General features: G+C 65.5%; 8 protein-coding genes and 2 pseudogenes. 1 reads left to right on the forward strand and 9 read right to left on the reverse strand.

Annotated features, from left to right (window positions below; genetic code table 11):
- A pseudogene (locus AC30QB_RS19050) lies at positions 1–229 on the forward strand (MBL fold metallo-hydrolase); the annotation flags it as partial.
- 10 nt (positions 230–239) lie between these two features.
- On the opposite strand, the pseudogene AC30QB_RS19055 reads toward AC30QB_RS19050, so the two are convergent.
- The 9 genes and pseudogenes from AC30QB_RS19055 to mraW all read right to left on the reverse strand — a co-directional run.
- Positions 240–512: pseudogene (locus AC30QB_RS19055) on the reverse strand (flavin reductase family protein); the annotation flags it as partial.
- A 716-nt stretch (positions 513–1,228) separates the two neighbouring features.
- Complete coding sequence (gene ftsW, locus AC30QB_RS19060; RefSeq protein ID WP_489547842.1) at positions 1,229–2,494, reverse strand: putative lipid II flippase FtsW; 1,266 nt, start codon at positions 2,492–2,494, stop codon at positions 1,229–1,231.
- Positions 2,491–4,356 (reverse strand): UDP-N-acetylmuramoyl-L-alanine--D-glutamate ligase, encoded by a 1,866-nt coding sequence (murD, locus tag AC30QB_RS19065; RefSeq protein ID WP_489547843.1) that lies wholly within the window; start codon positions 4,354–4,356, stop codon positions 2,491–2,493. The genes ftsW and murD overlap by 4 nt, the downstream gene beginning before the upstream one ends.
- A gap of 79 nt (positions 4,357–4,435) precedes the next feature.
- The gene (gene mraY, locus AC30QB_RS19070) at positions 4,436–5,617 is read right to left on the reverse strand and encodes a phospho-N-acetylmuramoyl-pentapeptide-transferase (RefSeq protein ID WP_489547844.1); all 1,182 of its coding nucleotides are present in this window, start codon (positions 5,615–5,617) and stop codon (positions 4,436–4,438) included.
- Positions 5,607–7,052: a UDP-N-acetylmuramoyl-tripeptide--D-alanyl-D-alanine ligase gene (locus AC30QB_RS19075; RefSeq protein WP_489547845.1), complete on the reverse strand. Its 1,446-nt coding sequence runs from the start codon at positions 7,050–7,052 to the stop codon at positions 5,607–5,609. The genes mraY and AC30QB_RS19075 overlap by 11 nt, the downstream gene beginning before the upstream one ends.
- Positions 7,049–8,542, reverse strand: a complete 1,494-nt coding sequence (locus tag AC30QB_RS19080) for a UDP-N-acetylmuramoyl-L-alanyl-D-glutamate--2,6-diaminopimelate ligase (protein ID WP_489547846.1) — start codon at positions 8,540–8,542, stop codon at positions 7,049–7,051. Before AC30QB_RS19080 ends, AC30QB_RS19075 begins: the two co-directional genes overlap by 4 nt.
- The gene (locus tag AC30QB_RS19085) at positions 8,542–10,281 is read right to left on the reverse strand and encodes a peptidoglycan D,D-transpeptidase FtsI family protein (RefSeq protein WP_489547848.1); all 1,740 of its coding nucleotides are present in this window, start codon (positions 10,279–10,281) and stop codon (positions 8,542–8,544) included. Before AC30QB_RS19085 ends, AC30QB_RS19080 begins: the two co-directional genes overlap by 1 nt.
- Before the next feature lie 50 nt (positions 10,282–10,331).
- Positions 10,332–10,619 (reverse strand): cell division protein FtsL, encoded by a 288-nt coding sequence (ftsL, locus tag AC30QB_RS19090; RefSeq protein WP_489547849.1) that lies wholly within the window; start codon positions 10,617–10,619, stop codon positions 10,332–10,334.
- Between the two features lie 309 nt (positions 10,620–10,928).
- The coding region (gene mraW / locus AC30QB_RS19095) for a 16S rRNA (cytosine(1402)-N(4))-methyltransferase (protein ID WP_489547847.1) at positions 10,929–11,301 on the reverse strand (373 nt) is incomplete at its 5' end.

The following is an 11,301-nucleotide window of genomic DNA, read 5'->3' on the forward strand; positions in this document are numbered from 1 at the left end:
GCTCACCCACCACCACGACCTGCATTTCGGCGAGGTGCTCGAGGCCTGCCGCGCGGCGCCGCAACATGCAGCCGGGCTGCTGCCGGTGCTGTTCAAGCGCAAGCTCGACCTGCACCAGACCACGTTTGCCATGGGCGAGTCGATTGCCCACCTCAATGCGCTGTGGCATGCGGGCAAGCTGGTGCGCCACGTAGACGGCGACGGCGTGCACCGCTTCTCGGTGCCCTGAGGCGGTTGGGTCACATCTCGTCGATGGGGTTGGCCTGGGCAGCTTGGCTGTCGAGCGAAAAGCGCTCGCGCGTGTTGACGTAGTAGCTCGCGCCGAAGCGCGCCACCGGGAAGTACTCTTGCAGGCGCACGCGCCAAAGCTCGGTGTCGATCAGGCCTTCACGCGCATGCAGCCAACGCACCTGGCCGATGAAGATCTGCCGGCTGGTGGTTTCCAGGGTCTCCCACAGCGTGCACTCGAAGGCGACCGGGGCTTCGGCGATGCGGGGTGGCTTCACCGGCGATCGGCCGAGGGACGATCAGGCTGGCCATCAGCTTGTAGCGTTGGTATTCGGTGAGGGTGGAGAAGTCGATGTCCATAGGGTTATCTGGTTGGCTGCTCGCGCATCACAGACCGCTCAGCCTGACCCTTCGATACCTCAGGGGAGGGCGCATTCGCGTATCGAAGGCGTGTGGCGCTATTCGCGTGGTGGTCTTGTTCAATGCGTGAGGCCGCGTCGGGATTTCGTCCCGACAGCCGACCAACTTTTCTTTGCTTCGCCAAAGAAAAGTAGGCAAAAGAAAGGCGACCCTCGTCACCGGTCGGCCGAGGGCCGACTGCTCTGCGCTGCTCGACGGCTCTGAAGGGGCCCAAGAGCAATGCGGTCGTTTGCTGCGCAAACATCCCCTGTCAATGCGCCGAGGCGCAGCGAGGCGTGTGGTGAAGAAATCGCAGCAGGTGTGCGGCTTAGCTTAAGTACGGCGTTGACAGGCCGTAGCCTTTGACCACGCAGCTGTGACGAGTGGAGAGCGCCTTTGCTTTGGTTACTTTCATTTGGCGCGACAAATGTTCGCGCAGCGGGGGTTCGCTCACTTTGCGAAGCAAAGTTATGCGAACACCAAAGTGACTCGCCCGCCGGGGCGACTACCCGGCGCCGTCGAGCAAGACAGGTAGAAATACATACGCGAAGCGGCAACCTCAGGCCGAGCGGGCTGAGACGGATGAACGAACCAGCATGGCTCATGCGCGCCCCCCCCGCATCAACTGGCGATTCTCGATGTCAATCCGCATCACGATCGCCAACGCGATCATGTTCATCAAGATCGCCGACCCCCCGAAACTCATCAGCGGCAGCGTCAACCCCTTGGTCGGCAACACACCCAAATTCACACCCATGTTGATGAAGGCCTGCCCGGCCATCCAGATGCCAATGCCTTGCGCAAACAAGCCCGCGAAGACACGGTCCAACGCAACCGCTTGGCGGCCGATGTGGAAGATGCGCCGCGACAGCCAGAAAAACGCAAAGATCACCGCCGCCACACCGACGAAGCCCAGCTCTTCGCCGATCACCGCCAGCAGGAAGTCGGTGTGCGCCTCGGGCAGGTAATGCAGCTTCTCAACGCTAGAGCCCAGCCCTTGCCCAAAGATCTCGCCGCGGCCGAAAGCAATCAAGGAGTGCGAGAGCTGGTAGGCCTTGCCCAAGGTGTACTTCTCGTCCCACGGGTTCAGGTAGGCAAAGATGCGCTCGCGCCGCCACTCGCTGAAGCTGATCATCAGCACGAAGGCACCCACCAGCACGGCGGTGATCAGGAAGAACATGCGGCCGTTCACGCCGCCCAGAAACAAGATGCCCATGGCGATGGCCGCGATCACCATGAAGGCGCCCATGTCGGGTTCGGCCAACAGCAAGAGGCCGACCACCGCCACGCTCACCGCCATCGGCATCACGGCACGGAAAAAGTTTTCGCGCGCGTCCATCTTGCGCACCATGTAGTTGGCGGCGTAGAGCGCAATGGCCAGCTTGGCGAGCTCGGAGGGCTGGAAGTTGGTGAAGCCCAAGGGAATCCAGCGGCGCGCGCCGTTCACGCCCTTGCCCACATGCGGTATCAGCACCATCACCAGCGCAATCAAGGCGCCGGCAAACAGCCACGGCGCAAACTTCTCCCACACGCTCACCGGTATCTGCACCACCACCACCGCCGCGACAAACGCGACCAATATGGACAGCGCATGCCGCACCAGGAAGTGCGTAGGCGCGTAGCGCGCGAACTTCGGGTTGTCAGGCATGGCCACCGAGGCCGAATAGACCATCACCAGGCCGAGCGCCATCAAGGCCACCACCACCCACAGCAGCGGCTGGTCGAAGCCCTGCAGCTTGGTGGGCTGGCTGCTGGCACCGTTCCAGTCGCGGATGGGCACGCTGGTGCTGCCGCCATCGCGCCTGAGCAGCGTGGCGATGCGCTCCTTCACGCCTTGCCAATTGAAGCGGGCAGCCAAGGCGCTCACACCACCTCCCCTGTCGCTGCCGCCAGGGCACGCACTTCGTTTACGAACACCTCGGCGCGGTGGGCGTAGTTGCGAAACATGTCGAGGCTGGCGCAGGCCGGGCTCAACAGCACGGCGTCGCCTGCATGCGCTCGCTGGAAGGCCCACTGTGTGGCAGCCTCCAGCGTCTCGTGCCGCTGCACGCTCACGCCGGTGTAGCGCAGCACCTGCTCAATGGCCTCTGCATCGCGGCCGATGGTGGCCACGGCGCGCGCATGTTTCTGCACCGGCGTGGCAAGCGGCGAGAAGTCTTGCCCTTTGCCATCGCCGCCCAGAATCACCACCAGCTTGGCAGGCGACTTGTCGTCGCCCAGGCCATTCAGCGCAGCCACGGTGGCACCCACGTTGGTGCCCTTGCTGTCGTCGTAGGCCTCGACGCCGTTGACCAGGCTGATGAACTCCACACGGTGCGGCTCGCCGGCGTATTCGCGCAGGCCGTGCAGCATGGGCGCGAGCGGGCAACCCACCGCCGTGGCGAGGGCCAACGCCGCCAGCGCGTTGGCCGCGTTGTGGCGACCGCGCACGCGCAGCGCGTCGGCGGGCATCAGGCGCTGGATGTGCAGGTCTTCGGGCTCGACCACGGCGCCCTTGCGCGGCTTCTTGAGGGTCTCGTCGGCTTCCATCGCGCGCACCAGCCAGGCAATGCCGTTTTCAACCAACAGGCCAAAGTCACCGGGGCGCCGCGGCGCATCCAGGCCGAAGCGCACCACATGGCGCTCTACAGGCTTGGCGAAGCGGCCCTTGCCGGGCACGGGCGCGGGCACCATCTTCTCGGTGGCAGCGTCATCGCGGTTGATCACCATCACCGCATGCTGGCCGAAGACGCGCGCCTTGGCAGCCGCGTAAGCGCTCATGTTGCCGTGCCAGTCGAGGTGATCCTGTGTCACGTTGAGCACGGTGGCAGCGCTGGGCTCGAAGCCTTGCACGCCATCAAGCTGGAAGCTCGACAACTCCAGCACCCACACCTCGGGCAGGTGCTCGAACACTGGGCCCGGCGGGGGCGGCGGGATCAGGTGCGGCGGCGGGCCACCGCTGGTGGGCTCGTCTTCGTCTACTGGCTTTTCAATCTCTTTCGCGGACTCATCGACAGGCTCAGTGGCGATGGTTTCCTCTCCACCAGATTGCTCGTCAACGAATTCATCCCGTGCGGGCTGAGTTTGTCGAAGCCCCTCGTCGGCGGGCGCTGACCCTTCGACAGGCTCAGGGCGAACGGAGGCAGGCTCAGGGCGAACGGAGGCAGACTCAGCGCCAACCGAGGCAGGCTCGGCAGCCGGATCAGCAGCCGGATCAGCAGCGAGATCACCAGCAGGCTCAGCCGCCAGCACCTCGGCCAGCGTCTGCAACATGGTCGGCCCAATGTTGCCGGCGACCGCTACGCGCTTGTCTGCGCGCTCTATCAGCTGCGCCGTCATCGAAGTGGTCGTCGTCTTGCCGTTGGTGCCTGTGATCGCGATCACCTTGGGCGCATACCCACGCTCGGCCTTCAAGTCGGCCAGTGCACGGGCAAACAAGTCGAGCTCGCCTTGCACCGGCACACCGGTCTGGCGCGCGGTATCGAGCAATGCGGCGATGCGTTCGTCAGCGGGGGCCAAACCGGGGCTCTTGAGCACGAGCTGCACGCCTTGCAGCGCATCGTCAGCCAGCACGCCGCTCAGGCGTTGCGCCGTCGGCACGTACTCGGCCAGCGCGGCATCGTGTGGCGCCTGGTCGCGCGAATCCCATACGCGCACCTGCGCCCCATGGCTCGCGCACCAGCGCGCCATGGCCAGGCCTGATTCACCCAGCCCCAACACCAGAACGTTGATGTCTTTCAGGTGATTCATCTCAGCCTCCGCCGAGCCGTCTCAAGGCGGCTGAGCGCCCCCTCGGGAGGCAGGAGCAAAGCGACGTGGGGGTTGCTATTCATCGCAATTTGAGACTCGCCAAACCCACCAAGCACAAGAGCATGGTGATGATCCAGAAGCGCACGACCACCTGCGTTTCCTTCCAGCCGGATTTCTCGAAGTGGTGGTGCAGCGGCGCCATCTTCAAGATGCGCCTGCCGGTGCCGAACTTCTTCTTCGTGTACTTGAACCACGCCACCTGCACCATCACCGACAGCGCTTCGGCCACGAAGATGCCGCCCATGATGGCGAGCACGATCTCTTGGCGCGTGATGACCGCAATGGTGCCCAGCGCGCCGCCCAGCGAAAGCGCCCCCACGTCGCCCATGAACACCTGCGCCGGGTGGGTGTTGAACCACAGGAAGGCGAGGCCCGCGCCTGCCATGGCGGCGCAGAAGATCAGCAGCTCGCCGACCCCCGGGATGTAGGGAAACAGCAAGTATTTGGAGTACACCGAACTGCCCACCACATAGGCAAAAACGCCCAGTGCCGAGCCCACCATGACCACCGGCATGATGGCCAGTCCATCGAGCCCGTCGGTCAGGTTGACCGCGTTGCTTGCGCCCACGATCACGATGTAGGTGAGGATGATGAAACCGAACACGCCCAGCGGGTAACTCACCGTCTTGACGAAGGGAATCATCAAGTCGGCCTTGGGCGGCAGGTTGTTGGAGAAGCCGCTCTGCACCCAGCGCAAGAAGAGCTCAAGCACGCGCAGGTTGGAAGTCTCAGACACGCTGAAAGCCAGGTACAGCGCCGCCACCAGGCCGATCAGCGACTGCCACATGTATTTCTCGCGCGAGCGCATGCCTTCGGGGTTCTTGTGCACCACCTTGCGCCAGTCATCGGCCCAGCCGATGGCACCGAAACCCAGCGTCACCAGCATCACGATCCAGACGAAGCGGTTGCTCCAGTCGAACCACAGCAAGGTGGACACGCCTATGCCGATCAAGATGAGCACGCCGCCCATGGTGGGCGTGCCACTCTTGGCTATGTGCTCTTGCACGCCGTACTCGCGGATGGGCTGGCCGATCTTCAGCTCGGTGAGGCGGCGGATCACCCAAGGCCCGAAGGCCAGGCCGATCAGCAGCGAGGTCATGGCCGCCAGCACCGCACGGAAGGTGAGGTACTGGAAGACGCGCAGAAAACCCAGCTGATCGGGGTAGAGGTTCTGCAGCCACTGGGCGAGGCTAAGCAGCATGGTGTGTCGTTCCTTGTGGGTTTGATTCAGTGGCGGCTTGCGCTGACGTGTTTGTCAATGCAGCCACCACCTGTTCCATCTTCATGAAGCGCGAGCCCTTCACCAGCACCGATGCGCATTCGGGCGCCACCTTCAGTGCGGCCAGCAGCTCGGCCACGGTGTTGAAGTGGCGCGCATGCCCGCTGTGTTCACCCCCGAAGGCATCAGCGCTGTAGCGGCTGATCGTGCCCGCCGTCCACAGCGTGTCGATGCCGTGGGTGCGCGCATAGGCGCCCACTTCGCGGTGGAAGGCCGGGCCCTGGTCGCCTACCTCGCCCATGTCGCCCAGCACCAGCCAGCGCGGGCCCGAGAGCGAGGCCAGCACCTCGACAGCGGCACGGGCCGAGTCGGGGTTGGCGTTGTAGGTGTCGTCAACCAGCGTGACCGGCACGCCTTGCACCCGTGCTTGCTTGAGCTGCGAGCGGCCCTTCACCGGCTCGAAGGCTTCAAGCCCGCGCACGATGGCATCCAGCGGGCAGCCCGCAGCGAGCGCGCAGGCCGTGACGGCCAGCGCATTCTTCACGTTGTGCCAGCCGGCGATGCGCAGCTGCACGGCGGCAAAGCCGGCCGGCGTGTGCAGCATCAGCGACCAGTGTGGGTTGCCAGGGTCATGTGCCCACTCGGCATCGGCCGTCACGTCGGCGTTGCCGCGCAGAGCGAATGTCAGCGTGGGGCGTGTGCCGGCGAGCTGGTGCCACAGCGGCGCGTACTCGTCGTCAGCCGGGAACACCGCCACACCCGTTGGGCCCAGAGCTTCGATCACGCTGCCGTTTTCACGCGCCACCGCCTCCACCGTGGCCATGAACTCCTGGTGCTCGCGCTGGGCGTTGTTGACCAGCGCCACGGCAGGCGCGGTCATCGCCGCCAGCGAAGCAATCTCACCAGGGTGGTTCATGCCCAGCTCGATCACGCCCGCGCGGTGGTGGACGGCCGCATCCTGCCGCAAGCGCAGCAGGGTGAGCGGCACGCCGATGTCGTTGTTGAAGTTGCCTTGGGTGCTGAAAGCGCCATCGCCCCACCAGGCCTTGAGCACCGAGGCCAGCATCTGTGTGACGGTGGTCTTGCCGTTGCTGCCGGTCACGGCGATGAGGGGCAGCTGCAGCTGCGCGCGCCAGGCTGCAGCAAGAGCGCCCAGGGCTTGCTTGCTGTCGGCCACTTGCAGGCCGGGCATGCCGGCCTCGATCAGGCCGCGCTCGGCGAGTGCGGCCACCGCACCGGTGACGCACGCTTGCGGCAGGAAGTCGTGCGCATCGAAGCGCTCGCCCCGCAGCGCGACGAAGAGGTCGCCAGCTTGCAGGCTGCGGGTGTCGGAGTGCACGCGCTGGATCTGCACCGAGCCATTGCCCACCAAGGTAGAGCCGGGCAACAAAGCATGCGCTTGTGCCAACGTCATCATGGCTGCGCCCTCCCCGCCAGCGCGGCTTGCGCTTCGGTCACGTCGGAGAACGGGTACTTCACACCCGCAATCTCCTGCTCGGCCTCGTGGCCCTTGCCGGCGATGAGAATCACGTCTTGCGGCTGCGCCTGCCGCACGGCCTGCACGATGGCCACACGGCGGTCTTCAATCACGGCGGCACGATCTGGCCGCGCCATGCCGGCGGCAATTTGCTTCAAAATTTCGGCCGGCGCTTCGTTGCGTGGGTTGTCGCTGGTCACGACCACGTGGTCGGCGTCGCGCTCGGCCACGGCACCCATCAGCGGGCGCTTGGTCGCATCGCGGTTGCCGCCGCAACCAAACACGCCCCACAGCGCACCGTTGCGCTCCTTGGCGAAGGGGCGCAGGGCTCGCAGAGCTTTCTCCAGCGCATCGGGCGTATGGGCGTAGTCGACCACTACGGTCGGGCTGCCACCCGCGTTCACGGCCTGCATGCGACCGGGCACGGCGGTGAGCTGCGCACAGACACGTGCCGCATCCGCCAGCGACACACCGAGCGCGCGCAAGCCACCGATCACCGCCAGCAGGTTGTGCACATTGAAGTCGCCGATCAGGCCGCTGCGCACTTCAGTGGCGTGCGCGTTTTCGTTCAGCGTGAAGGCCAGGCCGCCATCGCGGTAGGCGATGTTGCTGGCGAACAGGCGTGCCGAGGTCTTGGTGCTGTACGTCCACACGTCCAGCCCCAGCGTGGGAGCCAGCGCCGCGCCGCGCTCGTCGTCCACATTGATCACCGCCGCGCGCAGGCCCGGCCAGGTGAAGAGCTGGGCCTTGGACTGCCAGTAGGCGTCCATGCTGCCGTGGTAGTCGATGTGGTCGCGCGTGAAGTTGGTGAACAAGGCCACTGCGATGCGCGTGCCCGCCAGGCGCTGCTCGACGATGCCTATGGAAGACGCCTCGATCGCGCAGGCCGAGAAGCCGCTGTCGACGAAGCGGCGAAAGGCCGTCTGCAGCGTCACCGGGTCAGGCGTGGTCAGGCCGGTGGGGCGTATGGACGCGCTGGGTGCCGCCGCCGACGGCGGCTCGCCCACGCCCAGCGTGCCCACCACGCCGCAGCGCTGGCCGAGCAGGCTCAAGGCTTGCGCCACCCACCAGGCGACGGATGTCTTGCCATTGGTGCCGGTGACGGCCACCACGTCGAGGCTGTGGCTCGGGTGTTCCAGGTAGGTGCTGGCGAGCGGGCCTGTGACGGCCTTCAGGCCATAGATCGCCGCCACGCGCGTGCCGTCGAAGGCAAACGTTTCAGCACCTTTGGCTTCAACGAGACAGGCCGCCGCGCCCGCCGCCAATGCTGCCGGCACGAACTGGCGGCCATCGTTGGCGTAGCCCGGCCATGCCACAAAGGCATCACCCGCCTGCATGCGCCGGCTGTCGGTGCTGAGGTTGTGCACGCCGCGGCTGCGCAACCAGGCGACGGCGCTGCCCACGTCATGCAGGGCGGTGAGCGCGGCCATCAGAAGCTTTCCTCCACCGCGGGCAGCTTGTTGGAGATGATCTGCTGCTTCACTTCGAGGTCGGGCTGCACGCTCATCGAGCGCAGCGTCTGCTGCACCACTTCGCTGAACACCGGCGCGGCCACGTCGCCCCCGAAGTACTTGCCATCGCTGGGCTCATCAACCATCACCGCCACGATGATGCGCGGCTGGCTGATAGGCGCCATGCCCACGAACCAGGAGCGGTACTTCTTCTCGGCGTAGCCTTTGCCTTCTTGCTTGTATGCGGTGCCCGACTTGCCACCCACCGAATAGCCCATCACCTGCGCCTTGGGGCTGGTGCCGCCAGGGCCGGCCGCCATGCGCAGCATTTCGCGCACGGCCTGCGCCGTCTTGGGCGACATCACGCGCAAGCCGGGCGCCGCCGCCTCGGCCGGCAGGTTCTGGTTTTTGAGCAGCGAGATCGGCGCCAGCTCGCCATCGCGCGCAAACACGGTGTAGGCGCGCGCCAGCTGAAACAGGCTGGCCGACAGGCCGTAGCCGTAGCTCATGGTCGCCTGCTCGATGGGGCGCCAGCTCTTGAACGGCCGCAGGCGCCCACTCACCGCACCAGGGAAGCCGATCTGCGGGCGCTGGCCGAGGCCGACTTGGGTGAACATTTCCCACATCTCGCGCGGCTGCATCTGCATCGCCATCTTGACGGTGCCCACATTGCTCGACTTCTGAATCACTTCTTGCACCGTGAGGTCGCCGTGCGCGTGCGAATCAGAAATGGTCGAACCGGTGATGGTGATGCGCCCGGGTGCCGTCGAGATCACCGTGCTGGGCGTCACGCGGCCGCTTTCGAGCGCAATCGACACGATGAACGGTTTCATCGTGGAGCCGGGCTCGAAGGTGTCGGTGAGTGCGCGGTTGCGCAGCTGGCCGCCGCTCAGGTTGCGCCGGTCGCCGGGCGAATAGCTCGGGTAGTTGGCGAGCGCCAGCACTTCGCCACTTTGCGAGTCGAGCACCACCACGCTGCCAGCCTTGGCCTTGTGCGCGATCACCGCATCGCGCACACGCTGGTAGGCATAGAACTGCACCTTGGAGTCGATGGCGAGCTGGATGTCGCGGCCGTCCACCGGCTGCACGCTCTCGCCTATGTCTTCCACCACCCGGCCCAGGCGGTCTTTCACCACGCGGCGCGTGCCGTTGCGGCCCTGAAGCTGCGACTCGAAGGCGAGCTCTATGCCTTCTTGGCCATGCTCTTCCACGTTGGTGAAGCCCACCACGTGCGCGGCGGCTTCGCCCTCGGGGTACTTGCGCTTGAACTCGCGCACCTTGAACAAGCCCTTGATGCCCAGCGCCATGGCGCGCTCGGCCACAGGCTCGTCGACCTGCCGGCGCAGCCACACAAAGTTGGGGCTGTCGTCGAGCCGCCCGGTCAGCTCGGTGGGCGTCATGCCCAAGAGCTTGGCAAGGTTGGCACGCTGGTGCTTGTCGGCCTCGAACTCTTTCGGGATCACCCACAGCGATGGCGCGGGCACGCTGGAGGCCAGGATGAGCCCGTTGCGGTCGGTGATGCGCCCGCGGCTGGCCGCCAGCTCCAGCGTGCGCGCGTAGCGAATTTCGCCTTGCTTCAAGAAAAAATCGCTGCCCACAATCTGCACGTACACCGCGCGGCCGGCGAGCACGCAAAAGCCCAGACCGACCAGGCCCACCAGAAACTTGGAGCGCCAAGGCGGTGTCTTCGAGGCCAGCAGCGGGCTGGTCGAATACATCACCGAGCGCACGTTGACGGCGCCGGCCTTTGGGGCTTTTTGGCTCGCCTTCACTTCGCGCCTCCAGGCGCCGAGGCGGCATAGGTCACGTACTGCGTGACCGCAGGCGTGGCGGTGCGCATGGCCAGGCGGTCACGCGCCACGCGCTCCACGCGCAGCGGCGTGGCCTGAGACTGCTTCTCAGACTTCAGCCGCTCGTGCTCGATGTCGAGCTGGCGCGACTCGCCCTGCGCTTTGTCGAGCGCAGCAAACAAGCGGCGCGACTCGTAAGACACCTTCACAAGATAGACGCTGCTGATCACCAGCGCCATCAGCAGAAGCAGGTTGATGCGGGTCATGCTCAAGCCGCCTTCCTGTTGCCGGGGCGGTGGTGCCATGGCACCGTCTTTTTGGACGCAAAGGTCGCGAAGAGAAGACGCAAAGGTCGTAAAGGTCGCAAAGAAAGAAAGAGCCTTGATTTCCTTTGCGTTCTTTGCGTCTTGCTTGGCGATCCTTGCGTCCAAAAGAAAGCCAGCGCAGCTGTGAGCATCGACAAGGTCATGCCGCCACCTCCGCGCAGCTGTGCCCAATCTCGGCACCGCACTTTCGGTGGCTCCGACCGCATTGCGCTGGTCGATCCCCGTGCACGGGGCCCCTCGCCCTTCGCTTCATGCGGTCACCTCCGTTCGCTCAGCCACACGCATCACCGCCGACCGCGAACGTGGGTTCTCATCCACCTCTGCATCAGAGGGCTTCACACGCCCCAGCGCCACCAGCCGGCTCGGCTTGGGCTCTGCAAACGGCGCGCGCCGGTCGAACACGCTTTTGCTTTCGCGTGCGATGAAGGTCTTGACGATGCGGTCTTCCAGCGAGTGGAAGCTGATCACCACCAGACGCCCGCCGGGCACGAGCAAACCGAGTGCCGCGCTCAGGCCTTGTTCGAGCTCCTCAAGCTCTGCGTTGACGAAAATCCGAAGAGCTTGAAATGTGCGCGTTGCAGGGTTCTGGCCCGGCTCGCGGGTCTTGACCGCGCCAGCCACG

Source organism: Rhizobacter sp., assembly GCF_046595475.1.
In the GTDB taxonomy this organism is placed as follows: Bacteria; Pseudomonadota; Gammaproteobacteria; order Burkholderiales; family Burkholderiaceae_C; genus Rhizobacter.